The sequence below is a fragment of the Streptomyces sp. RLB3-17 genome (assembly GCF_007113425.2).
GTDB classification, from domain to species: domain Bacteria; phylum Actinomycetota; class Actinomycetes; order Streptomycetales; family Streptomycetaceae; genus Streptomyces; species Streptomyces mirabilis_D.
In genome coordinates, this window is sequence record NZ_CP041610.2 from 4,566,527 (window position 1) to 4,592,986 (window position 26,460).

A 26,460-nucleotide genomic window follows, 5' to 3' on the forward strand; every position below is an offset into this window, starting at 1 on the left:
GTGGGGGAGGTTCTCGTGAGCCGTGCGCGCGATTTTCAGGTCTAGACCAAGTCCCAGATTATTGCCGCGACTTGAACATGTCCAGACCAATAACCGAGCTCTCCGTCCCCGGCGAGGACCCACTGTCGGTCCCCGCCACGGCTCCGCTGCCCGTCCCCGTCACGGCGAGGAATCCCTGCGCCCCGTGTAGAACGCCACCGTCAGGTCCTTCACCAGCGCCTTGCGCTCGTAGTCGTCGAGTTCGACCAGCCCGCGCATGGTCAGCCGGGTCACCGTGTCCTCGACGGAGTCGACGACGGAGGTGAGCACGGTGTCGCGGTGCTGGGCGTCCAGGGTCGCGATCCGGCGGCGCTGCATCACGGCCGCCACCTCGGGGGCGTACTCGATCCGGGTCGGCTGCGCCGAGAACACCTCCAGGCCGACCGGCGCGGCGTCCGCGGCGATCATCCCGGTGAGCGCCTCGCCGACCGCGTCCGTGTTGCGCAGGGTCGCCACGTCCTTGATGACGGCGGGCGGCGCCTCGGCGGGCAGCTGCGAGAGCATCCGCGACATCGCCGCCTCCACACACTCGCGCAGATACGTCTCGTGGTCCTCGACGCCGAGCACGGCCCGCGCGGTGTCCTTGACCCGCCACACCACGAGCACCACCACCCGCAGCGCGACCCCGTTCGCGTCGACCACCGACATCGGCTCACTGCGCCAGTGCCGCAGCCGTACGTCGACCCGGCGCCGCAGCACCATCGGGTTGATCCACAACAGCCCGGTGCGCCGGACCGTGCCCCGGTAGCGGCCGAAGAGGCCGAGCACCCAGGCACGCCCGGTCCGGCCGCGGGAGAGCCCGCCGAACCCGAACAGCCCGAGCGCGCCGGCCCCGGCGTACGCGGCCCACTGCGCGGGGCCGACCCCGGCCCCCGCGTACCAGGGCAGCCCGATCACCCTCCCCGCGCTGTGCGGCAGCACACCCGACCACCAAGTGGTGAGTACACATCCAGCCACCCCGCAGGCCCCGGCCAGCACACCCGCCACTCCGGGCAGCACCCGTGCGGGGCGCTCCACCAGTTCGGGGTCCACCTCCGGCACCGGGCGCGGGGCGCGGCCCAGCCCGGGGCGCCGGATCCGGGGCTGTTCGCCCGTGCCGCGCCGCCGCCCCACCACGGCGGGCGAGAGCGGCACGGACACCGGCTCGGGGTCGTCACGGAAGAGCAGATGGACGGGGATCTCGGTGGTCGTCTCGTTGTGGATGAGCCGGGCGGCCCGGGCGGCGCCGCCGCCCTCCGGCGTCCCCCCGGACTCCGGGGTGGGTGAAGTCGTCGTACTCATAGCTGCCTCCATGCCTCCGCGCGTGGAAGGGTGATCCCGGCCGGGTGACGAGCCCTGGTGCGAGCCGTGGTGCGATGCCTGGTGCGAGCTTTGGTGCGAGCTTTGGTACGAGCCCTGGTGCGAGCCCTGGTGTGCTGCCTGACGCGTTGCCCGGTACGAGCCCTGACGCGAGCCGTGGTGCGAGCCCTGCCACCCGGCCTTTCACGAGAAGAGCCGGCGCCAGGTCTCGGGCCCCGGCCAGCCGTCCGCCGCGCCGCCGCGCCAGCCCTGCGCCCGCTGGAACGCCTCGACGCCCCGTCGGTCCGCCTCGCCCCAGCGCGGCCCCGGACCCGACGTGTAGTACGTGCCGAACCCCTTCTTCACGAGTTGCTCGCCGAGCCGGGTGACATGGGGGTTGTCCGCGCCGGGGCCGAAGAAGGACCGGCCCGGGTAGCGGCTGCTCGTCGCCCCCGGCGCCGAGACGCCCGCGCTCGTCTCCTCGGCCAGCCCCTTGTAGCGGTAGGGCACATAGCGGTCCGAGTTGCTCCAGTAGGCGTACGGAGTGGACTGCCCGCGGGTGTGCGGGCGGGTCTGTTCATAGGCGAGGTAATAGGTGTGGGTGTAGTCCGACCAGCCGCCGAAAAGGACGACGTGCGAGCCGTTCTGCGGATCCGCCGCATTATGGAAGAGGAGCATGTCGCCGGGCTGCAGCTGGTCGCGTGAAACGCGTACGCCGAACGTGCTGAGGCTGCCCGTCCATTCGTTTCCCGGCAGGTTCCAGGCCATCGAGACGAAGCCCGAGCAGTCCTGCCGGTATCCGTCCGGCCAGTACGCGGTATTGCTGTACGGCACCCGCGCGGCGACCCACTTCTTGGCCCGGTTGATGATCGCCGCCCGGGTGGTCGCGGGGAGCTCGCCCCCCGCCCCGGGCTTCGCGGGCTGCCCCGCCGGGCTCCCGCCGAAGCTGTGCAGCGGGGCCTTGGCGCCCTGCGGGGTGTCGGGCTCGTCACCTCGGGGGTCGCCCGGCCGGGCGGGTCCGTGCGCGGCGGCCACGGCCGGCACCGGCTGGCCCGCGGCGAGGACGGTGCCCGCCGCCGCGGCCAGCAGCAGCGCGCCCCGCGCCGCCGGGTGTCCCACGGGCCCGGGGAGTGAGGAAGGGGGAATGACGCGCCGCCAGTGCACGCATCCGGGGCAATCGCAGTCGCTCGCGGGATCGAATTCCTCGAATACCGGAGCGTCCATGAGATTCCCCTCACACCACAGGTCCATGTCTCCGCACTTCTGCACAGTCGTCAGTTTCGCAACTGTCACCTCTTGTCGCATGTTGACGGTCCGAATGATGTACAGGGACCACTTCCGACCGGTTCGGGACACCTCACCGCTCACTTCACGACACCCACGTGGTCCGGAGCACCCTCCCCGGTCGGGTAGAGTTCTCGGGTCAGCAGGCGCCGCTAGCTCAGTTGGTTAGAGCAGCTGACTCTTAATCAGCGGGTCCGGGGTTCGAGTCCCTGGCGGCGCACCGACACCGAAGGGCTCCTCACCAGCGTGAGGGGCCCTTCGGCTTGTGGGCGGGGCGGGCTCCCCGCTGGTACAACCGGCGTAAAGGGTCACATAGGGTCGCATACGGACCGGGCATATGCGCCCGGCGTATGGAGCGGTGACCCCATCTTCGTACAGGCGTCCCAATTAGCGCGTATGACCGGTTAACACCGCGTTTCGCATCTTGCGATCATGATGAACGCCGTAGAACCCTGGGCTTCAAGGGACTGTCGATACCTGACAGTTGGGGGTATGGCCGGTTGCGACCATGGGGGGTTGGGGGCCCCGTTCATGAACCGATGCCGAGGGGGGCATCATGCAACCGGAAGGTCGCATTTCTATGTCTCCCTTGTGTGGAGCATGTGGTGATGCCGACCTGCCAGCATGCGTCCGTGACGGTCAAGGGGGACTCGAACGGGCGACAAGAACCGACGAACACGCACCTGGACGTGCGTGCGGGGGGAATGACTCATGACGTCGACGCCGACGGGCGCCCGGCAGAACTTCGACCCGTCTGAGACGACCCAGCTCCGGATGCCATCGCACCGGACCGGCAGCAACTTCCGCAGGATCAAGAAGACCCTGCCGAGATACGACTACGAGCACTACAGCCGGCTCGCGGGTCCCCTCACACAGCCCGATCCGAACAAGCCGTACAAGGTGCAGTACCGCTCGCTGCTGTCCCAGGAGCCGCACCGCATCCGAGCCGCCCTGATGCTGGGCGCCGCGCCGCTGCTGTCGCTGATCCTGCTGGGCTGGCTGCTCCAGCCGGAGCACTGGACCGAACGCGACTACCCGGCCTACGACTTCCTGCCGGTGCTCGACATCGTGATGCTGGTCTCGATCGGTCTGATCGAGTTCTTCCGCTGCATGAACGTGCTGTCGAACGCACACGCCACCCTGGTCGCCCGCGACCCGATCCCGGTGGTCCCGGAGACCGGCACCAGAGTCGCCTTCCTCACCTCCTTCGTGCCCGGCAAGGAACCCCTCGCCATGGTGACCAAGACCCTGGAGGCGGCCGTCAAGCTGCGCCACCGGGGCCTTCTGCACGTCTGGCTGCTCGACGAGGGTGACGACCCGGAGGTGAAGGAGGTCTGCAAGCGCCTGGGCGTGCACCACTTCTCCCGCAAGGGCGTCGCGAAGTGGAACCAGGCCAAGGGCCCGCACCGCGCCAAGACCAAGCACGGCAACTACAACGCCTGGCTGGAGGCGCACGGCGACGAGTACGACTTCTTCGCCTCGGTCGACACCGACCACGTGCCGCTGCCCAACTACCTGGAGCGGATGCTCGGCTTCTTCCGCGACCCGGACATCGGCTTCGTCATCGGCCCGCAGGTCTACGGCAACTACGACAACCCCATCACCAAGGCCGCCGAGTCCCAGCAGTTCCTCTTCCACGCGCTGATCCAGCGGGCCGGCAACCGCTACGGCGCGCCGATGTTCGTGGGCACCTCCAACGCCGTACGCATCAAGGCGCTCAAGCAGATCGGCGGCCTGTACGACTCGATCACCGAGGACATGGCGACCGGCTTCGAGATGCACCGCGCGAAGAACCCGGCGACGGGCAGGAAGTGGCGCTCGGTCTACACCCCGGACGTCCTCGCGGTCGGTGAGGGCCCGAACGCCTGGACGGACTTCTTCACCCAGCAGCTGCGCTGGTCCCGGGGCACGTACGAGACGATCCTCAAGCAGTACTGGAAGGGCTTCTTCTCGCTGCCGCCGAGCAAGCTCTTCAACTACACCATGATGATCATCTTCTACCCGATGTCCGCCCTCAACTGGATCCTCGCGGCCCTCAGCTGCGCACTCTTCCTGGGCCTGGGCGCATCCGGTGTGAACATCGACCCGACGGTCTGGCTGATGCTGTACGGCAACGCCTCCGCGCTGCAGATCGGCCTGTACGTGTGGAACCGCCGGCACAACGTCTCCCCGCACGAGCCCGAGGGCTCGGGCGGCGTGGCGGGCATGATCATGTCGGCGCTCTCCGCGCCGATCTACGCCCGCTCGCTGATGGACGCGGTGCTGCGCCGCAAGAGCAAGTTCGTGGTGACCCCCAAGGGTGATTCGGCCAGCCCCGACACACTGTTCGGGACCTTCCGGATCCACCTGTTCTTCATCCTGGTCTTCGCCGGCTCGATCGTCGCCGGACTCCTGCTCGGGCACTCCCACCCCGCGATGATCACCTGGGCCTCCTTCGCCCTGCTGATCACCGCCTCGCCGATCCTCGCCTGGCAGTGGGCCCTGCGCCAGGCGAAGAAGAAGCCGTCGGCGGCGCCCGCCTCACCCGAGGAGTCGGTGCCGCTGCCCGCTCAGGCCTCGGCGCCCCAGCAGGAGCAGCACGCTCCGCATGCCCCGCACGCCCCGCAGCACAAGCCCAGCTGGGCGGCGGCACAGGGCGGCGGCAGCGGCGGAGGCAATGACCAGACCATGCAGATTTCCCTTGGGGGACGTAAAAAATGAAAGACGGTGCCCGTCGCCGCCGTGCTCGTCGACTTGCGATAGGCGGGGCGGTGGTGCTCGCGCTGGCCGGGATGAACGGGCCGTGGGTGTACCGCTTCAGCACGGAGAAGTACCACGACTACACGATCAACAAGCCCGAGTACAAGGCCAAGAACGGGCACTGGGACATCATCCAGTTCCCCGAGGAGTACAGACAGAACACCATCCACGCGGCCCTGCTGCACACCGGCAAGATCCTGCTGATCGCGGGCTCGGGCAACAACCAGGACAACTTCGACGCGAAGAAGTTCGACACGCGGATCTGGGACCCGGTCAAGGGCACCATCAAGAAGATCCCGACGCCCGCCGACCTGTTCTGCACGGGCCACACCCAGCTCGCCAACGGCAATCTGCTGATCGCGGGCGGCACGAAGCGGTACGAGACGCTGAAGGGTGACGTCACCAAGGCGGGCGGCCTGATGGTCGTCCACAACGAGAACCCGGACAAGCCGATCACGCTGCCCGCGGGCACCAGGTTCACCGGCAAGGAGAACGGCAAGACGTTCGTCTCCAAGGACCCGGTGCTCGTCCCGCGCGCGACGAAGGTCTTCGACAAGGCGACCGGAAAGTTCCTGCGCAACGACCCGGGCCTCGGCCGTATCTACGTCGAGGCAGAGCAGAGCGGCCAGAAGTACGAGACGGGCACCCAGGACAACTACCGCATCCAGGGCCTGACCGGAGCCGACGCCCGCAACACCTACGGCATCGCACAGAAGCTCGCCCTGGACAAGAAGGACTTCCAGGGCATCCGGGACGCGTACGAGTTCGATCCGGTCGCCGAGAAGTACATCAAGGTCGACCCGATGAACGAGGCCCGCTGGTACCCGACGCTCACCACCATGAGCGACGGCAAGATCCTCAGCCTCTCCGGTCTGGACGAGATCGGCCAGCTGGTCCCGGGCAAGAACGAGGTGTTCGACCCGAAGACCAAGAAATGGACGTACACCAAGGGAATCCGCCAGTTCCCGACCTACCCGGCGATCTCCCTGATGCAGAACGGCGAAATGTTCTACTCGGGCTCGAACGCGGGCTACGGACCGGACAACGTGGGCCGCGACCCCGGCGTCTGGGACGTGGCCACCAACAAGTTCACCAAGCTGCCGGGCCTGAGCGACCCCAACATGATGGAGACGTCCGGCACGGTGCTGCTGCCGCCCGCGCAGGACGAGAAGTACATGGTGATCGGCGGCGGCGGGGTCGGCGAGTCCAAGCTGTCCAGCAAGAAGACCCGGCTGATCGACCTCAAGGACCAGAACCCGAGGTTCGTCGACGGGCCCGAACTGGAGAAGGGCACCCGCTATCCGCAGTCCTCGATCCTGCCGGACGACACCGTCCTGGTGTCCGGCGGCTCCGAGGACTACCGGGGGCGCAGCGACTCCAACATCCTCCAGGCGCGGATCTACGACACCAAGTCGAACACCTTCGACCGGGTCGCCGATCCGCTGGTGGGCCGCAACTACCACTCGGGCTCGATCCTGCTGCCCGACGGCCGGGTGATGTTCTTCGGCTCCAACTCGCTCTACGCGGACAAGGCCAACACCAAACCGGCCACGTTCGAGCAGCGCATCGAGATCTACACGCCGCCGTACCTCTACCGGGACTCGCGGCCCGATCTGACCGGCGGCCCGAAGACGATCGCGCGCGGCGGCTCGGCGACGTTCACCTCGCAGCACGCGTCGACCATCAGGACGGCCCGGCTGATCCGGCCGAGCGCGTCCACGCACGTCACCGACGTCGATCAGCGTTCCATCGCGCTGGACTTCAAGAAGACGAAGAACGGGGTCACGGTGACCGTGCCGCAGAACCGGAATCTCGTGGAGTCCGGCTGGTACATGCTGTTCGTGACGGACGACCAGGGGACGCCGAGCAAGGCGCAGTGGGTCAAGGTGCCGTAGCGCTCCGCTGGGTCGGGCCGGTTCTGGCTGCGGCTGAGTGGGGGCTGAGCGCGCAGTTCCCCGCGCCCCTGAAGGCGCGGGGAACTTGCCGTCAGTCAGAAGCTTTGGCCAGCTTCAGGGCGTACTCGGGCCACCACTCGCCCGCCTTCGGACCCCCCTTGCACTCCCCGTCCGACTCACCCGGCCGCTTGACCCAGAGATACGCGTCGACGAGCGGATCGGCGGTCTTGGTCGTCGGGGTCTCGCCCAGCGCGCGCCCCGGCGGATTGCACCAGTTCTCGTCCGCCCCGCCGGCCGTGTAGGGGCCGTTTCCGTTGCGGCTGGTGTCGATGACGAAGTGCTTGCCGCCGACCTTCGCGGACAGTTGTTTGCCGTACGCGATGGAGTCCTTGGTCGAGTAGAAGTTGGAGACGTTGACGGAGAAGCCGTCGGCCCGGTCGATGCCCGCCCGCTTCAGCGGCTGGAAGATCTGGTCGGGGTGGCCCCAGCCCGCGTTGCCCGCGTCGAGGTACACCTTCGTGTTCTTCAGGGCCTTGAGCTTGGTGACCGCGGTCTCGAGGAGGAAGTACCGCTCCTCCTGGAACTGCGCCGGGGTGCACTGGTTGACCAGGTGCAGAATGGCGTCCGGCTCCAGGATCACCGTGGCGGGCCGGTCCTGGATGCCGCGGGCGACCCCGTCGATCCAGGCCTTGTAGGCGTCGCCGTCCGCCGCGCCGCCCTGCGAGAACTGGCCGCAGTCGCGGTGCGGGATGTTGTAGAGGACCAGGATGGCCGCCCGGTCGGCCTGCTGCGCCGCCTCGGTGAAACCGCGCGCCTCCCGCTCGGGATTCTCCGGCCCGATCCACTCGCCGGTCGGCTGTTCGGCTATCTTGCGGATCTGCTCGGCGTCGTCCTTCTTGCCCGCCTTGACGTACGCGGCGACCTGCTCGGCCGCGTTGCCCGCCGGGTTGACCCAGAACGGGTCGGAGTTCTTGGGCTGTTGTGTGACCTTGGAACCGGAACCGTCGCTCTTGTCGCCGCCCCCGGAGGAACACCCCGCGAGCACCAGCAACGCCCCCACCACCGCGACGGACGCCCGAGCCCCGGCCCCCATGCTGCCGTACATGCAACTCCCCCTCGGGTGCACTGTCCTTGGGGTCAATCGTGACATAGGTGGCGCCTCGCCCACGAGATCGCCCGCCCCTTGTCGGTGAGCTGTTACAGCCCCGGAGACAGGTCCTAGGCCAGAACGCTCATACGTTCTAGAGTTGCCTCAAACGGACCCAGAACCTCCCGCGCCGACCGCCGGGTTACTCCCGCAGCCCGTGCGCGCGCGGTCGAGGACCAGCCCGGTCGGCGGCTCCGGGGGGAGCGGGCCGCCGACCGGGCCAGGTGGAACCGGTCACCGGGACACCGGCCTCGGTCACCCGATTCATCGTCCGTGGCCCGTGAGGTACGCCGACACGACCACGTTCGCGGTGTAGGTGCGGCTCGCCCGGTCGAAGGTGCCGCCGCAGGTGACGAGCCGCAGCTCGGCCCGCCCCGACTCCCGTGGCCCGTAGGCCTGTCGGGCGTCGAAGTGGTCGCGCGGGAAGACCTGCACGTCGTCCACGGTGAACTCGGCGACCGTCCCGTCGTCGCGGACCACCCGGACCGTCTGCCCCGGCCGTACCGTGCTGAGTTTGTAGAAGACCGCGGGCCGGGTCTCGGTGTCGACGTGCCCCACGAACAACGCGGTCCCGGCCGCCCCCGGCCGCACCCCGGCGGCGTACCAGCCGACCACGCCCGGCTGGTCGAAGGGCGGCGGATCGATCGCCCCCTGCCCGTCGAGCCCGCGGCCCACGACCGGCGCCTGCACCCCCATCGAGGGAATGTCGATGCGCTGCGGCACCGCGCTCGTCAGCGGCTTCAGCGCGGGTGGCAGCCGTACCTCCGGCGGTCGTCCGACCGCCGCGATGTCCCCCGTCGTCGGCGCCGCTATCCCCAGCCGTACGTCGGTCAGGTCACGGCCCCACAGCCACAGCCCGAGCAGCAGCACCGCCCAGGCGACACCGGTCAGCAGCCGGCCGGCGCCGGAGGAACGCCCGTGTGCGGGCATGTCGTCGGACATGTCAGTCTCGGGTGTCGTGGCCCCGGCGCGCGCTGCGGACCGCGACCGCCACCGCGGCGGCGCTCGCGAGGACGAGGCCGATCACCGCGTGCTTGGTGCCGGGGCTCGACGAGCGGGCGTCCACGGAGGCGAAGTGCGCGGTGCCGCCGCCGCCCGCGTGCACGGGGGCGACGGGCGAGGCCAGGCCGTTCGGGAGGGCCAGGGCGGACGTCAAGGCGGTCGGGACGGCGAGGACGGACCTCAGGGAGGTCGGGCCGCCCGGCGCGGTGACCGTGACCGTGCCGCTCACCCGGTTCTGGCGGCCGTCACAGCTGACCTTGACCTCGTAGGCACCGGGCGTGGCCGACGAGCGGACACGGGTGTCGCCGACGAGCACCCCGCCCTGGCCGGTGAGCCGCGCGTCCGCGACGAACGCCGTCGAGACCGCGGTACCGGTCGTCCCCGTACAGCCCAGCGCCCGCAGCTGGACGTCGCTGCCGGGGGCCGGGGACACGGGAGAGACGGAGACGCCGCCGTCGGCCGCGTACGCGGCGGGAGTGAACGCCGCCGCGAGCACCGCACCGGCACAGAGAGTGAGTCGCGCACAGAGAGCGAGTCGACATGAACCCATCGTGAACCTCCAGATACCTGGAGACTCCCCCTCCGAGCCGCCGGACGCATCCTCAGACGCCCTCGACTGCTCCAAACGGGTCTCGAAAGGTTTGGCGCGGGCCGGTGGCCCCCGGCCCGGGTGGCGTCAGATCCGCTCGACGAGGTCCGCGATCGAGTCCACGATCCTGGAGGGCCGGAAGGGGTACTGCTCGATCTCCTCGCGGGTGGTCAGCCCGGTGAGGACGAGATAGGTCACCATGCCCGCCTCGAGGCCGGCCAGGACGTCCGTGTCCATCCGGTCGCCGATCATCGCGCTGGTCTCGGAGTGCGCCCCGATGGCGTTGAGACCCGTCCGCATCATCAGCGGGTTCGGCTTGCCTGCGAAGTAGGGCTGCTTGCCGGTCGCCTTGGTGATCAGCGCGGCCACCGCGCCGGTCGCGGGCAGCGGGCCCTCGGCGGACGGGCCGGTCTCGTCGGGGTTGGTGGCGATGAACCGGGCGCCGCCCTTGATCAGCCGGACCGCCTTCGTCATGGCCTCGAAGGAGTACGTACGGGTCTCGCCGAGGACCACGTAGTCCGGCTCGTGGTCGGTCAGGACGTACCCGATGTCGTGCAGTGCCGTGGTCAGGCCCGCCTCACCGATGACGTACGCGGTGCCGCCGGGCCGCTGGTCGTCCAGGAACTTGGCGGTGGCGAGCGCGGAGGTCCAGATGTTCTCGACCGGCACGTCCAAGCCCATGCGCCGCAGCCTGGCGTGCAGGTCACGAGCGGTGTAGATCGAGTTGTTGGTGAGCACCAGGAACGGCTTCCCGGACTCCCGCAGCCTCTTGACGAAGGCGTCCGCGCCGGGGATCGGCACACCCTCGTGGATGAGGACGCCGTCCATGTCGGTGAGCCACGACTCGATGGGCTTGCGCTCTGCCATGGTGCTGGTTCTCCTGCCGTCCTGGCGTACTGCCGTCCTGGCGTACGTACGCACACGATCCGGGGGCGCCGGAACGACGATGTGCCGACGCCCCCAGCCTAGTCAGGGTGGAGTGTCAGCTTCCCGTGGCCGTCTTCCAGTCCTCGACGTACGAGGTCAGGTTCTTGTCGATGTCGGCCCAGTCCGGCTCGAAAAGGGCGACGCCGTCCATGAGCCTGGTCAGGGCGATGGCGTTCGCGTCGGTGGCCTTGACGTCCTTGCGTGCGGAGAAGCCGCCGCCGATCTCGCTGACCTGCTGCTGCGCCTTGGCGGAGAGCATGAAGTCGAGGAGCTTCCTGCCGTTGTCCGCGTGCGGGGCCTTGGTGACGAGTCCCGCGGCGTACGGGAGGGCGAAGGTGGTGGGCTTCCCGGCGGCGTCGGCGGCCTTGTCCGTGGCCTTCGGGAACCAGATGCCCAGGTTCGGCATGTCCTTGGACTGGGCGTAGTTCATCTGGACGTCGCCGTTCGCGACGAGGAGTTCGCCCTTGTCGACCTTGGGCGCGAGCTTGCCGGTGGAGGCGGACGGGCCGACGTTGTTGGCCTGGAGCTTCTTCAGGTAGGCGAGCGCCTGCTCCTTGCCGCCGAAGTCGTGGATCGCCTTGACGAGCACGGCGGTTCCGTCACCGGCGACGCCCGGGGTGGAGTACTGGAGCTTGTTCTTGTACCGCGCGTCGAGCAGCTCCTCCCAGGTGGTGGGGGCCTGCTTCAGCTCCTTCTTGTCGTAGACGAAGCCGAAGTAGTTGTTGACGACGCAGGTCCAGGTGGCGTCGGCGGCCTTGTCTCCGCCGGCGACCTGGTCGGCGCCCTTCGGGGTGTACTTCTGCAGCAGCCCCTTGCCGTCGGCCTGCTGGATGAACGGCGGGAGGGTGACGAGGACGTCGGCCTGCGGGTTGGTCTTCTCGCGGACGGCGCGCTGGACCATCTCGCCCGAGCCGCCCTCGACGTACTTGACCTTGATCCCGGTCTGCTTCTCGAAGTCCTTGAAGATCTGGTCGTACCAGCCGTCGCCGTTCTCGCCCTTGAGGCCGTCGGCGCTGTAGACGGTGACGACCTTGGCGTCGGAGGCGGCGGAGTCGCCGCCGCAGGCGGTGAGGGTGGCGGCGAGGGCGAGGCTGCCGATCACGGCGGCGATCGGCTTGAGGTGGTGGAGGTTTCTGGGCATGGCGAGATGAACTCCTTGCGATGTTCGGAAGGTTGGCCGATCAGGATCGGATCGGGGTCAGCGGTTCAGGATCGGATCGGGGTCAGCGGTAGGAGGCCTTGGTGCGGATCCGGGAGACGGCGAACAGGACGAGCACCGTCGTGGTCATGAGGACGACCGCGAGCGCGGAGCCGGTGAAGAGGGCGCCGCGGTCCGAGGCCGCGTAGATCTGGACGGGAAGCGGGGTCCAGTCGGGCGGGTAGAGCATCATGGTGGCGCTCAGCTCGCCCATGGACAGGGCGAAGCAGAGCCCCGCGGCGGCGGTCAGCGAGGGCAGCAGCAGTGGCAGCCGCACCCTCCACAGCACGTACGAGGGCCGGGCGCCGAGCGAGGCCGCGGCCTGTTCGTAGGCCGGGTCGAGACGGGCGAGGGCGGCCGACACCGACTGGTGGGCGAAGGCCGTGACCAGCACGGTGTGCGCGAGGACGACGATCCACCGGGTGCCGTTGAGTAGCATCGGCGGCTGGGAGAAGGCGACGAGGATCGCGAGGCCCACGACGACCGAGGGCACGGCGACCGGCAGCATGAACAGGGCGTCCACGACCCGCCTGCCGCGCTTCTTGAGCGCGTGCGCGGCGAGCGCCGCCCAGGTGCCGACGACCAGTGCGAGCAGGCTCGCGATGACCGCCGTGACCAGGCTGGTGGTGAGGGCCTGGAGGGACGCGCCGCGGGTGGCGGCCGTGTAGTGCCCGGTGGTGAAGCCGGACGGGAGCGCGCTCGACCAGTTCGTGGCGAACGACGCGGCGAGGACGACGAGCAGCGGCAGGGCGAACAGGGGCAGGAAGAGCAGGAAGAAGACGGCCCAGGTGGCCCACTTCCCCTTGCGGCTATGCACCAGCACGGCGGCTCACCACCCGGTAGAGGCCGTAGAGCCCGACGGAGACGAGGACGTTGACGACGGCGACCACGCACGCGCCCGGATAGTCGGACTCCAGGATCGCCTTGCTGTAGACGAGCATCGGCAGGGTCGTGACGCCCTTCGCGCCGGTGAACAGGACGATCCCGAACTCGTTGAGGCAGAGCACGAGGACGAGGCTGCCGCCGGCCGCGAGCGCGGGCAGCGCCTCGGGCAGGATCACCTGCCGCACGATCCGGGCGGGCCGCGCCCCGAGGGAGGACGCCACCTCCAGCTGGGCGGTGTCGATCCCGGAGAAGGCGGCGAGCAGGGGCCGCATCACGAACGGGGTGAAGTACGTGATCTCGGCGAGGAGGACCCCCCACGGGGTGGCCAGGAACTGGAACGGCCCCTCGGCGGCACCGGTCACGTCCGTCCACAGCCCGTTGGCCATGCCCACCGTGCCGTAGATGAACAGCAGCGCGAGCGTGATCAGGAAGGACGGGAAGGACAGGAAGACGTCGATGAACCTGGCGACGGCCCTCCCGCCGGGGAACGGCACGAACGCGATGACCAGGGCGAGCACGAACCCGAGCACAAGAGCGCCGACGGTCGCCGCGACGGCGATCCAGACGGTCGTACGCAGGGCCTCCAGGAAGGACGGGGACGCGAGGACGTCGGCGTACGGCTGGAGGGAGGTGCCCCCGGTGTCCGGCTGGAAGGACTGCTGGACGACGAGCGCGAGGGGGTAGAGGAAGACGAGTCCGAGGACGGCGACGGGGGGCAGGGCCCAGGCCCAGGTCGGTGTGCGCGGACGGGAGTCGGAGGACTTGGGGGACGTGGGGTGCTGCTTCGGCGGGGCGGCCGTCGCGGCGCTAGCCATCCGTTGTCACCCCCGCCGACAGCAGCACCGCGTCGTCGGGCGCGAAGTGCAGCAGTACGGAGTCCCCGTGCGCCGGAGGCTCCCGCAGCTCACGCAGGTCGGCCATCACCCGATGGCCCGCCACGTCGACGTACAGCCGGTGCGTGGCCCCCCGCCACTGCACCTCGCTCACGGTTCCGGCGACCTGGTTGGGCCCGGCGCCGAGCCCGACCAGGTGCGGCCGTACGCACAGGGTCGCCGCAGCTCCCGGCGCCGCGTCCCCCGTGGCGACCTTGAGCTCGGTCCCGCCGAAGGCGACACCCCCCGCGCCCACGGTCACCGGCAACAGGTTCGCGTTGCCCACGAACGACGCCGTGAACGCGGTCCTCGGCGCCCGGTACAGCTCCCGCGGCGTCCCCACATCCCGCAACCGCGCCTTGTCCATCACCGCGATCCGGTCGGCCAGCGTCAGCGCCTCGATCTGGTCGTGGGTGACGTACAGGATCGACATGTCGGGCAACTCCCGGTGCAGCCGGGCGAGTTCGGCCAGCATCCCCGACCGCAGCTGCGCGTCGAGCGCGGACAGCGGCTCGTCGAGGAGGAGGACGCCGGGCCGGATGGCGAGCGCCCGCGCGATGGCGACCCGCTGCTGCTGCCCGCCGGACAGTTCCCGCGGATGGCGCCGGGCGTAGGCCGCCATCCCGGTCATCTCCAGCGCCTCGGCGACCCGTCCGCGGATCTCGCCCTTGGCGACCTTCTGTGCCCTGAGCCCGAAGGCGACGTTGTCCTCGACCCGCATGTGCGGGAACAGCGCGTACTGCTGCACCACCATGCCGACGCCGCGCCGGTGGGGCGGCAGAGCGGTCATGTCCCGGTCGCCGATGAACACCCGGCCGGAGACGGGCCGCACGAACCCGGCGACGGCCCGTAGCGCGGTGGTCTTCCCGGACCCGGACGGCCCGAGCAGCGCCAGCACCTCGCCGGGCTCGACGGTGAGGTCGAGGGAGTCGAGGACCGTGGTGCCGTCGTACGCGACGGACACCCGGTCGAAGCGGATACCGCTGCCGCCGCTCACCGCCCGGCTCCGGGGGGTCCGTCGAGCAGGGCGGGAAGTTCGGCCACCGAGCCGAGCACATGGCCGGCCCCGGCCGCGCGCAGCGCCTCGGTGCCGTGCGCCCCGGTGAGCACACCGGCCACCACGCCCGCCCCGGCGCGTACGCCGCTGAGCATGTCGTACGAGGTGTCGCCCACGACCGCGACCTGCTGGACGCCCTCCGCCGCCCTGGTGCGCAGGAAGGCCTCCAGGACCATGTCGGGGTACGGCCGCCCGCGTCCTCCGGCGTCGGCCGGGCACAGCGTGAGCGGCACCAGCCCCTGCCAGCCGAGGGCGTCGAGGATGGCGTCCTGGGTGACGCGGGCGAACCCGGTGGTCAGGACGACGGTGCGGCCGCCCGCCTGGAGCTCCTCGATCGCCTCGCGCGCCCCGGCGATCGGCGCGAGGCGCCCACCGTCGACGAGTTCCCCGTACGCCTTCTCGAAGGCGGCGTTGGCCCGCCGGGCGAGGGACTCCTCGCCGAACAGGTGCCGGAAGACGGAGATCTTGGACTCGCCCATGGTGGCCCGGACGTGGTCGAGCTTCTCGGCGTGGTCGGCGGACCCGGGCTCGACGCCCAGCTCCTCGGCGGCCACGGCGAAGGCCTGCTCCACCAGGCCGCCGTCGGCGACGGTGGTGCCCGCCATGTCGAGCACGACGAGTCGTATGTCCTCGGTCATTTCTTTCACCATCCCAGCTCGTTGGCGGTCGTTTCGGCGATGGCGGGCGAACAGGTCATGCCGCGCCCGCCGGGCCCGGTGACCAGCCACACCCCGTCCCGCACCCGCTGCCGGTGCACGACTCGGCTCGGGTCGGTGCACTGCGCGTACACCCCGGCCCAGCGGCGCCGGATCTTCGGCAGCGGGCGGCCGAGGAAGGACTCGACGACCTCGGTGAGGTGGTCGTAGGGGTCTTCGAGGGTGTCGAAGGCGAAGGGGTGCTCGTACTCGTGGGTGTCGCCGATGGTCAGCCCGCCGTCCGCGCGCTGCACCATGAGCAGTTGCATCCGGTGCGCGGCGGCGATCGGGGCCTGCGGCTGGTGCGCGTCGAGCTCGTCGAGGGCGGGGCTGCGGTACGCGGGGTAGTACCGGAAGCTGTCGGCGTCGGCGACGGAGGTGGTGAGCGCCTCGCCCAGCGGTTCGGTCTGCATCATCTGCAGCCGCACCCGCCGTACGGGCAGCTCGGGCCCGGCCAGCTCCCGTACGAGACCGCCGAGCCAGGCGCCCGTGCACAGCACGACGACGTCACCGGTGTGGACGTCCCCGTGGTCGTCGCGCACGGCGTGCTCTCCGACGACGTCACGGACCTCGCGCCCCGGCAGGAACGTGTAGTTCGGGGACTTCGACAGCTCGGCACGGAGGGCGAGTTGGGCCGTGCGCGGCTCGACGGCCGCGTCGCGCTCGCAGAACAGGGCCGCTTCGAAGGCACCCCGCAGGGCGGGGTTCACGGCGCGCGCCTCGTCCGCGGCGAGCAGCTTGTAGCCGCGGGCGGCGGCGTCCTCGCGGGCCAGGGCGGCCTCGGCGACGGCCAGTTCGCGCGGGTTGCGCACGGGGGTCAGCGATCCGCACGCCCGGAAGCCGAGGTCCGGGACGCGTGCCCCGATCTCCTCCCACAGCTCCCGCGCCCGCAGGGCGGTCTCCAGCTCCTCTCCTCCGGCGCGACCACTCACCCAGATCTGTCCGAAGTTGCGCAGCGAGGCCCCGCGGGCCTCCGCCTCACGCTCGATCTGTACGACCTCGTGGCCGCGTTCCACTGCGTGCCAGGCGTGCAGGGTACCCACCACGCCGGCTCCGACGACTATCACTCTCACGACGGCCACGCTCCTCGGGAAGGGGGAATCAAAGGGGTCCGGACAGCAACCGGATGGTGAACCGCCCATCACATTTGGGCTAGACCCGTTATCTTCCCGTGACGATACTTGGCCGAAAAGACGAGCCCGAGCCCGCCCCGCCCGCCGCGCGTCAGCCGCCGAGGTGCGTGGAACGTCAGCCGCCGAGGTGCGCCGTGAACGTCACCTGCCCAGGTGGGCCGTGAACGAGAACCGGTCCCCCCGGTACAGCGTCCGCACCCGCTCCAGCGGCCGCCCCCTCGTGTCCCGCGAGACCCGGTGGATCAGCAGCATCGGCAGCGCGGGCGGCGTACCGATGAGCAGCGCCTCGCGCGGCGTGGCCAGCACCGTCTCGATCCGCTCGTCCGCGTCACCGAACGCGATGCCGAGCCGGTCGTGGAGGTAGGCGTAGAAGGATGAGTCGGGGTCGAAGTCACGGTCGAGGTCGGGCACCCGGGCCACGGCGACGTACGTACTCTCCAGCCCGACCCGCTCGTCGTCGGCGAGCAGCACACGCTCCATGTGCCAGACGGGCTCGCCGCGCGTCAGCCCCGCCTCGGTGGCCAGCGCCTGCGGGCAGGGGAAGCGGTCGAGCGAGATGAGCGTACGACCGGGGGTGCGCCCCTGTCGCCGTACGCCTTCGGTGTAGCTCGCGAGGGAGAGCGGCTGCTCCAGTTTCGGCCCCGCGACGACCGTGCCGCGCCCCTGCCGCCGCAGCTTGCCTTCGAGCAGCAACTCCCGCAGGGCCTGCCGTACGGTCTCGCGGGCCACCTCGTACTTCTCGGCGAGATCGCGCTCGGTGGGCAGGAGCCCCCCTTCGCCCAACTCCTCGATCAGCACGGCGATGTGCGCCTTGACCGCGTAGTACTTCGGGATACGGCCGTGCTCCGGGATGCCGGAGCGGACGGGGGCGCCGGGCGATTGGTCGTTCGGGTAGTCCACGGGGGGATGGTCGCAGATGCGGTACGGACGGTGCGCCGGTGGGAGGGCTCAGCGACGCCGGACCCGGGACCAGCGGGAGGCCGCCAGCAGCACGCCTCCGGCGGCGAGCAGGACGACGCCCACCACCAGGGCGGCTTCGCGCGGTCCGGTCATGGCCAGCTCGTCCGCGGACGAGGACTCTTCGTCCGCCGACGAGGACCCGTCCCGTTCCTTTCCCGCGGCGTCACCGTCGCTGTCACCGCCGTCACGACCGCCGCCACCGCCGTCGCCGGTACCGGTGGGGCTGCCGCTGGGACTGCCGGTGCCGGTGCCCGTGCCGGTGACGCCGTCCGTGCTGCTGCCGGTGCTGTTGCCGGTGCCGGTGCCACTGGCGTCGGGAGCCGCGCTCGTACCGCCGCCGCCTCCGCTGTCCCCTCCGCCATCGCCGGCGCCACCGTCGCCGCCGTCCCCAGTACCCCCGTTGCCCCCAGTGCCCCCGGCTTCCACAACGTCGCCGTCGCTCGTCTTGCTCTCGTCGCCGATCCGGAAGCGGTACGCGTTCGACTCCCCCACCCAGTCCCCGTCGTTGTTGTGGCGCTGCACCACGGCCGCGTTGGCGACGACGTCGTTCGGCACGGCGGCGTCGGAGGTCACGGAGAGCCGGACCTTCACGGTGAGCGTGCGGCCGGGTCCGACCGTGAACCCCGGGAACCCGTCGTCGAACGCCCCGACGTTCTCGTCCTGGTCGCTCTTCTCGAACTCGACGGGATGCGTGCGCTCCCCCTCATAGAACTCCAGCCGCGCCTGTTCCGGCCGCAGCGTCCGCTTGCTGTCCACGAGTACGACGATCGGGTGGATGTTTCCGCAGGTGTGCGCAGTGGTGTTGGTCAGGTCGATGTACCAGGTCCGGAAGTCGCCGCCGATGTCGTAGGCGTCCGGCCCGCCGTGGATCCGGGTCTTGATCGGGAAGGCCCGGGTGTCGGGCGCGGCACAGGTGGGGCGGGGGCTCGCGGTGGGCCCGAGCGGCATGAGCGCGTGGACGGCGGGCGGCGGGGCGAGCCCGAGGCCCAGGGCGGGGGCAACGGCGGTCAGGGCGAAGGGGCTGGTCTTGCGCAGTCGCATGAGGGGCCTTTGCCGATCAAGGGCGGCGGGAGGGGGTCGGGAAAGGGGTCGGAAGCGTCGGTCGGTGAGGGCAACGGCGTACAGGGCAACGGCCCCGTGACCGTCCCACACCGGCCTGCGCCCACCGCCCCGCCACGCCCGCGACACACCCCGCCCGGCCCCTGAAGTCCCCCCGAACAGCCGAGTCACCCGGCCCCCGAAGCCCCTCCGGACAACCGAGTCACCCGGCCCCCGAAGCCCCTCCGGACAACCGAGTCACCCGGCCGGAACCCGGCCCCGAACAGCCGAGCCGCTCAGTCCTCCCCGCGCCCGAACAACGGCGCCAGCAGCAACTGCGCCGCGCCCTCCGCCACCCCACGCGCCCCACCGGGCGCCACCCGCACCGGAATCGCCCCGTCGTCCACGCCCTCCAGCCGAGCCCGTTCCTCAAGAACGGCACCGACACCCCGTACGAAGGCCTCCTCATGCGCGGCGACGGTACGCCCGCCGAGCAGCACGAGGTCGATGTCCAGCAGCCCCACCAGATTCGCGGCGCCCACCCCGAGCACCCGCGCCGCCTCACCCAGGGCACCGCGGTCCACCGCGGCGAGGCACAACGCCTCGATGCAGCCACGGTTGCCGCAGCCGCACGGGGGCCCGTCCAGCTGGATGACCTGATGCCCGAACTCCCCCGCCCCGGTACGCGCCCCCCGGTGCACGCCCCCACCGATCACGAGCCCGGCCCCGAGCCCCGTACCGAGATGCAGATAGGCGAAGGATTCGAGGGGGCCGGGGGACACATCCCCCGTCTTCCCGATGCCGCTCTCCCTCCCCACCACCGCGATCCCCAACGCGGCCGCGTTCGTGTCCTTGTCCACCACCACGGGCACCCCGAGCCGCCCCGCCAGCGCGTCCCGCAGCGGGAACCCGTCCCACTCGGGAAACCCGGTCACCCGGTGCAGCACACCCCGGACATGGTCGAGCGGCCCGGGCAGGGCGACGCCCACGCCCAGTACGGACACCCCCGCCCCCGCGAGCAGCGCCTCGACCTCCCCCGCCGCCGACTCGACGACCGCCTCCGCCCCGGCCCCCAGATCGAGCGGAACCCGCCGCTCGGCGACCACCGCGCCGGTGAGGTCGCACAGCACGACCGTCACCTCGTCGCGGTCGAGGTGGAGCCCGACCGCGTGCCCGGCCTCGGGCACGAGCCGCAGCACGGTGCGCGGCTTGCCGCCGGTCGACGCGCGGCGCCCCGCCTCCGCCACCAGCCCGTCCGCCCGCAGCCGAGCGGTGATCTTGCTGACGGCCTGCGGGGTCAGCCCGGTGCGCTCGGCGAGTTCGAGCCGGCTGATACCGCTCTCCCCGGCCGTGCGCAGCAGATCGAGCACGAGCGCGGCGTTGTGGCTGCGCAGGGCGAGCAGATTGACTCCCGACTCGGCGTTGGTCCTGTTCACGTACGCCATTGTCCCCCGCGCTTGCACTTTGGCAACAGCGTTGCGAAAGTGGACGTCATGACTGGTACGACTGGCACGACTGGCACCCCCCTCCGTGTGGCCCTCATCGGTTACGGCCTCGCGGGCTCCGTCTTCCACGCCCCGCTGATCGCCGCGACCGAGGGCCTGGCCCTGGACACGATCGTCACCTCGAACCCGGAGCGGCAGGAGCAGGCCCGCGCCGAGTTCGGCGACGGAGTCTCGTTCGCCGCCACGCCCGAAGAGCTCTGGGCGCGCGCCGACGAGCTGGACCTGATCGTCATCGCCTCCCCGAACAAGACCCACGTCCCGCTCGCGACCGCCGCCCTCAAGGCGGGCCTGCCGGTCGTCGTCGACAAGCCCCTCGCCGGTACGGCGGCGGAGGCCCGCGAGCTGGCCGCGCTGGCCGAAGAGCGCGGCCTGCTCCTCTCCGTCTTCCAGAACCGCCGCTGGGACAACGACTTCCTGACCCTCCGCAAGCTGCTCGACGAGGGCGAGCTGGGCGACGTATGGCGCTTCGAGTCCCGTTTCGAGCGCTGGCGTCCGCAGCCCAAGGGCGGCTGGCGCGAGTCCGGCGACCCGGCAGAGATCGGAGGTCTCCTCTACGACCTCGGCAGCCACGTCGTCGACCAGGCCCTCGTCCTCTTCGGCCCCGCGGCCTCGGTGTACGCCGAGACGGACGTCCGTCGCCCCGGCGCGCAGACCGACGACGACACCTTCATCGCGATCACGCACACGAACGGCGTCCGCTCCCACCTCTACGTCTCCGCGACGACCGCCCAACTCGGCCCGCGCCTGCGCGTACTGGGCTCGCAGGCGGGTTACGTGAAGTACGGCCTCGACCCGCAGGAGGCGGACCTGCGCGAGGGCAAGCGTCCCGACACGACCGCCGAGTGGGGTGTCGAGCCCGAGTCCCTGTGGGGCCGCGTCGGCTCCGGCGAGTCCCCGCTCACGGGTGGCGGACGCCCCGAGCCCACGCTCCCGGGCGCGTACCCCGCGTACTACGCGGCCATCGCCGCCGCCCTGCGTGACGGCGCCCCGAACCCGGTCACCGCGCAGGAGGCCGCGGCCGCCCTCGACGTCCTGGAGGCGGCCCGCCGCTCCGCCGCCGAGGGCACGGCGGTGTCCCTGTGAGCACCGAGGACACCGCGCGGCAGCTCGCGGAACAGATCACGGAACTGGAGTCCCAGGAGCGGCAACTGGTCCTCCCCCACTTCACGTACGACGACGCGTGGACCCTGGGCACCCTGCTCGTGAGCATGGCCCGCGAGGCCGCCGCTCCGGTCGCCGTCGACATCCGCCGCGGCGGCCAGCAGCTCTTCCACGCGGCCCTGCCCGGTTCGACCCCGGACAACGACGCCTGGATCGACCGCAAGCGCCGCGTCGTCGAGCGCTACGGCTGCTCCTCGCTCCTCGTCGGCACCCGCTTCCGCGCCAAGGGCACCACCTTCGAGGCGTCCTCCCGCCTCGACCCCGACACCTACGCGGCCCACGGCGGCGCGTTCCCCCTCACGGTCGAGGGCGCGGGCGTCATCGGCACGGTGGTGGTCTCGGGCCTCCCCCAACTGGAGGACCACGCCATGGTCATCAAGGCGCTCCACCAGTTCCTGGGAAGGTAAGTCCCACAGTCCCCGGGAAGGTAAGTCCCACACCCGCGCCCCTGCTTCTTTTCAGGGGCGCGGGGAACTGCGAATTCTCTTAGGGGCGCGGGGAACCGCGCAATCTTCTAGAGGACGCGCGGAACCGCGGAACCTTGGCAGCACAGGTGACCGCAGGCTTTCAGGGGCGCGGGGAACTGCGCGCCCAGCCACAACGAACCGGCACCCGACAAAGCACCCCACCCCCACCCGCACCCCCCGCAGAACCCAACGGAGTGCCTACGCGGGTTTGAACTCCTGCCGCTGCCTGCCCAACCCCCCGATCTCCAACTCGACCACATCCCCGGCCCGCAGATACGGCTTCGGCTCCGGCTGCCCCAAGGCAACCCCCGCCGGCGTCCCCGTGTTGATGACGTCCCCCGGATAGAGCGTCATGAACTGACTGACGTACCGGACCACTTCCGCCACCGAGAAGATCTGCTCGGCCGTGGTCCCGTCCTGCTTCAGCTCACCGTTCACCCACAGCTTCAGCGAAAGATCCTGCGGGTCGGAAACCTCGTCCGCCGTCACCAGCCACGGCCCCAGCGGATTGAACGTCTCGCAGTTCTTGCCCTTGTCCCACGTCCCCCCGCGCTCGATCTGGAACTCCCGCTCGGAGACGTCGTGCGCCACCGCGTACCCGGCGACACGCGCGAGCGCCTCCTCGTGCGACTCCAGATAGCGGGCGGTACGCCCGATGACGACCGCGAGTTCGACCTCCCAGTCGGTCTTGACCGACCCACGCGGCACGAGCACGGTGTCGTCCGGCCCGACCACCGTGTCCGCCGCCTTGAAGAAGATCACCGGCTCGGTGGGCGGCTCGGCCCCGGTCTCGCGGGCGTGGTCGTGGTAGTTGAGCCCGATGCAGACGATCTTGCCGATCCGGGCGAGCGGCGGCCCGACGCGCAGCCCGTCCGCGTCCAGCACGGGCAGTTCGCCCGACTCGGCGGCCGCACGGACCCGCCCGAGCGCCGCGTCGTCGGCGAGCAGCGCCCCGTCGATGTCCGGCACGACTCCCGACAGATCCCGGAGAATCCCTTCGGCGTCGAGCAGCGCGGGCCGCTCCGATCCCGCCGTACCGACTCGCAGCAGCTTCATGATCCCAGTCTCCCTCGATCGCGGGCAGCCACCGACGGGTGCAGCCATCGGAGGACTGGTCGATCCTCCAAGCTGCGCGTCCACTCCGCAATACCCCGTTCACGGACTGGACCGCCGCCACACTCTCAGGGATACAGGACCGCCCGCTCCACGGCACTCCAGGCCGTACTGGTCACCACGTACAACGCGGCGGCCAGCGGCACCACCGCCACGGTGACGAGCGTGAAGAAGGACAGGAACGGTACGAACGCGCTCACCGCACCGAGGCCGGGCACCTCCGCCGCGTCGGCCGCAGGCGCCGAGGCGGCCATCGTCCGCTTCGTACGCCGGTAGTTGAAGACGGCCACGGCGCCGACAACCACGAACAGAGCGAGGTAGACGAACCCGGCGGCACCGAACACCCCGCCGCCCCCGAGCACGTCCAGCCACCGCCCGCCGAGCGGCGCGGCGAACAGCCGGTGGCTCAGCAGCTCGTTGGCCTCACCACCGACGGTGGAACTGGAAAACAGGTGATAGAGAAGAAAGAAGGCCGGCAGCTGAAGGAGCCCGGGCAGAATCCCGGACAGCGGCGACACCTTCTCCTTCTCGTGCAGTTCCAGCACCGCCTTCCGCATCCTCTCGGGATCCTTCCGATGCTTCTTGCGCAGTTCGGCGACCCGCGGCTGCAACGCGGCACGCGCCCGCTGTCCACGCGCCGCCGCCCGGGACAGGGGATGCACGAGCAGTCGTACGAGCGCGGTGAACAGGACGATCGCGGCGGCGGCAGCGGAAGCGTGGAACAGCGGTTCGAGCAGATCGGCGAGCCGCTCGACCAGCCCGGCGAAAGCGGACATGGGTGTGGGCGTGAAAGCGGACAGGGAGGCAGACAAGGAGGCGGACATGAACGTGGACATGGATGAGCCCTCCGGGGGTCTCGTCGTGCCGGAATGAGAAATGACGCGTCGGCATGACGACCCGCGCGGGGTACGCAGACAGGGGTTGTACGACTGGAGAGTTCTGGCGGGTTCTGGCGAGTTCCTGCTGGGATCCCTACGCGGCGGCCGTCAGGAGGGCCCGCCCGGGCGCTCGGGGGCGCGGACGCCCCGAGGCGTCGGGATCACGTTGAGGCAGGAACGCCGTACGGTGCTCACGGTCGCGGATCGCCGTACGAACCCGCGTACGCGGGACGGCGGACGCGCGGCGCGAGCCGATGAGGGCACAGACGGCGAGCGCGGCCCCGGCCGCTGCGGTCGCGGTGAACGCGACGGCGACGGCTGCCGGGAGGCTGCCGGCGTCCAGCACGGCGAGTTCGAGGAGCAGCGCGAGCAGAAGGGCGACAGGGCGCAGATTTCGCGCGTTCGCCGAGCTCCGGACCACGGACCGCCCCTCCTCTCGCCTTCTCGTACGCGGGCTCACGTCCCCCGTACCTGCTTACGCGTGACCGGTGTCGGTCTTACACCTGACCGGCGTCGGTCTACGCGTGACCGGTGTCGATCGGCTCCAGCAGCCGCCTCGGCTTGAGCAGTGCCCGACTGACCGGATCCGCCGGGTCCGGATCGAGTCCGGGTCCCGGCACCATTTCGACGTCCGGAACGGGTACGACGGTTCCGCACGTGGCACATTCGCCGTACGAGCCGAGCTCCGTACCGCAGGTCGCGTGCCGGAAGTAGCGCAGCTGCGCCTCGCCGAGGTGCTCGCGGCCCCACCGCCCGAGCGAGCGCACGGTCGGCCACAGGGCGATGCCGCGGTCGGTGACGACGTACTCGTCGCGCGGCGGCGACTCCTGGTAGCGGCGCTTCTCGAGGATGCCCTCCGCGGTCAGCGCCTGGAGGCGGGACGCGAGGACGGCGCGCGGGATGCCGAGGTGGACGAGGAAGTCGTTGTAGCGCCGTACACCGTAGAGCGCGTCGCGCACGACGAGGAGCGTCCACCGCTCGCCGACGATCTCGAGCGCGCTGGCGAGCGAGCACTCCTGCGTCGCGTAGTCCTTGCCGAGAGCCATGACCCCACTGTAGCCACTTTTCGACGAGTCGGTTCAATGAACGAACCTAAGGTGCTACGGTCGACCCACGGGGATGGTTCATTGAATGAACCTACCCTTCCACTGATCCGCTCCGGAGCCCGAAGGGCAGACCATGTCCCAGCTCGATCACGCCACCACCGCGAAGGCGTCCTCGGCACCCCCCGGCACACCCCTCGAGACGCCCCCGCGGGCGACCGCCACCCTCGCCGTCACCAGCGCCGCCACCGCCGTGGCCCTGATGACGTACACCGCCCCGATGGTCACGCTCCCCGACACCGCCGCCGCGCTGCACACCCCTGTCTCCGCCCAGGCCTGGCTGCTCAACGGCACCCCGCTGGGCCTCGCCGCGCTGCTCCTGGTCGCGGGCAGCCTCGCCGACGACTACGGCCGCCGCCGGATCTTCCTCTCCGGCACCATCGCCCTCGGCATCACCACCGCGCTCGGCGCGCTCGCGACCTCCACCTGGCTGTTCACGCTGGCCCGCGTCGCGCAGGGCGCGGCGAGCGCCGCGATCCTCGCCAGCAGCCTGGGCCTGCTCGTCCACGCCTTCCCGACCGCCCGCGGCAGGCTGCACGCGACCGGCGTGTGGGGCGCGTTCGTCAGCGGCGGCATAGCCCTGGGCCCGCTGCTCGCCGGCACGATCGCCCAGACCCTGAACTGGCGGATCGCGTACGCCGTCCTGGGCGCCGCCGCGCTCCTGGTCGCCCTGCTGGGCACCCGGGCCCTCACCGAGTCCCGGGCCTCCCGAGGCGGTCGCCCCGACCTGGCCGGCGCCTTCACCTTCGGCCTGGCGCTGGTCGCCCTGGTGGCCGCGCTCACTCTGGGCCGGGACGGCTGGCTGCGCCCCTCGGTGGGCCTCCTGCTGACGGCGTTCGTCGTCCTGACGACGGCGTTCGTGTTCGTCGAACACCGGACCCGTACGCCCATGATCGACCTCTCCCTGCTCCGCCACCGCCGCTTCCTCGCCTCCTCCGCGAGCGGTCTGTTCACGGGCCTCGCGGTGATCGGCCTGTTCAGCTTCCTGCCGGCGCTGCTCCAGCAGACCCTGGGCCTGTCCGCGCTGGACACGGCGTGGCTGTTCCTGCTCTGGTCCGGGCTGTCCTTCGGGGTCGCCCTGCAGGCGCGGCGCCTCGCGGGCCGGGTCTCCCCGCGCCACCAACTCGCCCTCGGATTCGCGCTGCACGCGGTCGGCGTCCTGACGATGCTCGGCGCGCTCGACGCCGGTTCATGGACCCGTCTGCTGCCCGGCTTCCTCGTCTCCGGCGTCGGCAGCGGGCTCCTCAACGCCGCGCTGCCGCTCGTCGCGGTCGAGTCCGTCCCCGCGAGCCGCGCCGCGATGGGCTCGGGCGCGCAGCAGACGTTCCGCTACATCGGCTCGTGCGCCGGCGTGGCCCTGACCATCGCGATCGTCACCTCCACGGGTGGGCTCGCGCACGGCGCGGACATCGCGATCGCGGTCTCGGCGGGGCTGGCGCTGGTCGCGGGCGCGAGCGTGCTGGCCCTTCGGGACCGGGTCTGACGCCGGCCTGGC

The 26,460-nt window shown here is 70.8% G+C and carries 24 protein-coding genes and 1 tRNA gene; 6 read left to right on the forward strand and 19 right to left on the reverse strand.

Features of this window, described 5'->3' with window-relative positions:
* Positions 1–159: 159 nt before the first annotated feature.
* Positions 160–1,320: an SPFH domain-containing protein gene (locus FNV62_RS20860; RefSeq protein WP_143601745.1), complete on the reverse strand. Its 1,161-nt coding sequence runs from the start codon at positions 1,318–1,320 to the stop codon at positions 160–162.
* A 201-nt stretch (positions 1,321–1,521) separates the two neighbouring features.
* Complete coding sequence (locus FNV62_RS20865) at positions 1,522–2,541, reverse strand: peptidoglycan-binding protein (RefSeq protein ID WP_143601746.1); 1,020 nt, start codon at positions 2,539–2,541, stop codon at positions 1,522–1,524.
* A gap of 206 nt (positions 2,542–2,747) precedes the next feature.
* Here FNV62_RS20865 and FNV62_RS20870 point away from each other — a divergent pair.
* The 3 genes from FNV62_RS20870 to FNV62_RS20880 all read left to right on the forward strand — a co-directional run bounded on the left by FNV62_RS20870 (position 2,748) and on the right by FNV62_RS20880 (position 7,235).
* A tRNA-Lys gene (locus FNV62_RS20870) sits at positions 2,748–2,821 on the forward strand.
* Between the two features lie 491 nt (positions 2,822–3,312).
* Positions 3,313–5,301 carry a glycosyltransferase family 2 protein gene (locus FNV62_RS20875; RefSeq protein ID WP_143613461.1) on the forward strand — a complete coding sequence of 663 codons (1,989 nt, stop codon included), beginning with the start codon at positions 3,313–3,315 and terminating at the stop codon, positions 5,299–5,301.
* Positions 5,298–7,235, forward strand: coding sequence for a kelch motif-containing protein (locus FNV62_RS20880; RefSeq protein ID WP_144315513.1), 1,938 nt, complete (start codon positions 5,298–5,300; stop codon positions 7,233–7,235). Before FNV62_RS20875 ends, FNV62_RS20880 begins: the two co-directional genes overlap by 4 nt.
* Before the next feature lie 91 nt (positions 7,236–7,326).
* On the opposite strand, the gene FNV62_RS20885 is transcribed toward FNV62_RS20880, so the two are convergent.
* The 13 genes from FNV62_RS20885 to FNV62_RS20945 all read right to left on the reverse strand — a co-directional run bounded on the left by FNV62_RS20885 (position 7,327) and on the right by FNV62_RS20945 (position 20,183).
* Positions 7,327–8,340: a glycoside hydrolase family 6 protein gene (locus tag FNV62_RS20885; RefSeq protein ID WP_143601748.1), complete on the reverse strand. Its 1,014-nt coding sequence runs from the start codon at positions 8,338–8,340 to the stop codon at positions 7,327–7,329.
* Positions 8,341–8,646: 306 nt separating this feature from the next.
* The gene (locus tag FNV62_RS20890) at positions 8,647–9,324 is read right to left on the reverse strand and encodes a class F sortase (RefSeq protein ID WP_060896305.1); all 678 of its coding nucleotides are present in this window, start codon (positions 9,322–9,324) and stop codon (positions 8,647–8,649) included.
* Between the two features lies 1 nt (position 9,325).
* Positions 9,326–9,880, reverse strand: a complete 555-nt coding sequence (locus FNV62_RS20895; RefSeq protein ID WP_382022895.1) for a hypothetical protein — start codon at positions 9,878–9,880, stop codon at positions 9,326–9,328.
* Between the two features lie 180 nt (positions 9,881–10,060).
* Positions 10,061–10,840, reverse strand: a complete 780-nt coding sequence (locus FNV62_RS20900; protein WP_054235562.1) for an HAD-IIA family hydrolase — start codon at positions 10,838–10,840, stop codon at positions 10,061–10,063.
* A 115-nt stretch (positions 10,841–10,955) separates the two neighbouring features.
* Positions 10,956–12,041, reverse strand: a complete 1,086-nt coding sequence (locus FNV62_RS20905; RefSeq protein WP_054235563.1) for a 2-aminoethylphosphonate ABC transporter substrate-binding protein — start codon at positions 12,039–12,041, stop codon at positions 10,956–10,958.
* A gap of 82 nt (positions 12,042–12,123) precedes the next feature.
* Entirely contained in the window at positions 12,124–12,921 is a 798-nt protein-coding gene (locus FNV62_RS20910) for an ABC transporter permease (protein ID WP_143601751.1), read from the reverse strand.
* Complete coding sequence (locus FNV62_RS20915) at positions 12,908–13,798, reverse strand: 2-aminoethylphosphonate ABC transporter permease subunit (RefSeq protein WP_144315515.1); 891 nt, start codon at positions 13,796–13,798, stop codon at positions 12,908–12,910. Before FNV62_RS20915 ends, FNV62_RS20910 begins: the two co-directional genes overlap by 14 nt.
* Positions 13,791–14,852, reverse strand: a complete 1,062-nt coding sequence (locus tag FNV62_RS20920) for an ABC transporter ATP-binding protein (protein ID WP_143655077.1) — start codon at positions 14,850–14,852, stop codon at positions 13,791–13,793. Before FNV62_RS20920 ends, FNV62_RS20915 begins: the two co-directional genes overlap by 8 nt.
* A complete protein-coding gene (locus FNV62_RS20925; protein ID WP_143608213.1) occupies positions 14,849–15,550 on the reverse strand; it encodes an HAD family hydrolase in 702 nt (233 codons plus the stop codon). The genes FNV62_RS20920 and FNV62_RS20925 overlap by 4 nt, the downstream gene beginning before the upstream one ends.
* A gap of 5 nt (positions 15,551–15,555) precedes the next feature.
* Entirely contained in the window at positions 15,556–16,680 is a 1,125-nt protein-coding gene (locus FNV62_RS20930; protein ID WP_143601755.1) for a TIGR03364 family FAD-dependent oxidoreductase, read from the reverse strand.
* A gap of 201 nt (positions 16,681–16,881) precedes the next feature.
* Positions 16,882–17,640 (reverse strand): GntR family transcriptional regulator, encoded by a 759-nt coding sequence (locus FNV62_RS20935; protein WP_054235567.1) that lies wholly within the window; start codon positions 17,638–17,640, stop codon positions 16,882–16,884.
* A 48-nt stretch (positions 17,641–17,688) separates the two neighbouring features.
* A complete protein-coding gene (locus tag FNV62_RS57590; RefSeq protein WP_205523157.1) occupies positions 17,689–18,741 on the reverse strand; it encodes a hypothetical protein in 1,053 nt (350 codons plus the stop codon).
* 293 nt (positions 18,742–19,034) lie between these two features.
* Positions 19,035–20,183, reverse strand: coding sequence for an ROK family transcriptional regulator (locus FNV62_RS20945; RefSeq protein WP_143601756.1), 1,149 nt, complete (start codon positions 20,181–20,183; stop codon positions 19,035–19,037).
* A 48-nt stretch (positions 20,184–20,231) separates the two neighbouring features.
* Between FNV62_RS20945 and FNV62_RS20950 the strand changes: the two genes are divergently transcribed.
* Together FNV62_RS20950 and FNV62_RS20955 are read left to right on the forward strand one after the other, a co-directional pair.
* Positions 20,232–21,326, forward strand: coding sequence for a Gfo/Idh/MocA family oxidoreductase (locus tag FNV62_RS20950; protein WP_143601757.1), 1,095 nt, complete (start codon positions 20,232–20,234; stop codon positions 21,324–21,326).
* Entirely contained in the window at positions 21,323–21,811 is a 489-nt protein-coding gene (locus FNV62_RS20955; protein ID WP_143601758.1) for a heme-degrading domain-containing protein, read from the forward strand. The genes FNV62_RS20950 and FNV62_RS20955 overlap by 4 nt, the downstream gene beginning before the upstream one ends.
* A gap of 258 nt (positions 21,812–22,069) precedes the next feature.
* Here the strand turns inward: FNV62_RS20955 and FNV62_RS20960 are convergent, their stop codons facing one another.
* The 4 genes from FNV62_RS20960 to FNV62_RS20975 all read right to left on the reverse strand — a co-directional run bounded on the left by FNV62_RS20960 (position 22,070) and on the right by FNV62_RS20975 (position 24,908).
* Positions 22,070–22,927 (reverse strand): fumarylacetoacetate hydrolase family protein, encoded by an 858-nt coding sequence (locus FNV62_RS20960; RefSeq protein ID WP_097284875.1) that lies wholly within the window; start codon positions 22,925–22,927, stop codon positions 22,070–22,072.
* A 125-nt stretch (positions 22,928–23,052) separates the two neighbouring features.
* A complete protein-coding gene (yidC, locus tag FNV62_RS20965) occupies positions 23,053–23,760 on the reverse strand; it encodes a membrane protein insertase YidC (RefSeq protein WP_144315516.1) in 708 nt (235 codons plus the stop codon).
* Positions 23,761–23,956: 196 nt separating this feature from the next.
* The gene (locus FNV62_RS20970) at positions 23,957–24,283 is read right to left on the reverse strand and encodes a DUF6412 domain-containing protein (protein ID WP_054235572.1); all 327 of its coding nucleotides are present in this window, start codon (positions 24,281–24,283) and stop codon (positions 23,957–23,959) included.
* 97 nt (positions 24,284–24,380) lie between these two features.
* Positions 24,381–24,908, reverse strand: coding sequence for a winged helix-turn-helix transcriptional regulator (locus FNV62_RS20975; protein WP_097284876.1), 528 nt, complete (start codon positions 24,906–24,908; stop codon positions 24,381–24,383).
* A 133-nt stretch (positions 24,909–25,041) separates the two neighbouring features.
* Between FNV62_RS20975 and FNV62_RS20980 the strand changes: the two genes are divergently transcribed.
* Positions 25,042–26,448 (forward strand): MFS transporter, encoded by a 1,407-nt coding sequence (locus tag FNV62_RS20980; RefSeq protein WP_143601759.1) that lies wholly within the window; start codon positions 25,042–25,044, stop codon positions 26,446–26,448.
* Positions 26,449–26,460: the final 12 nt, after the last annotated feature.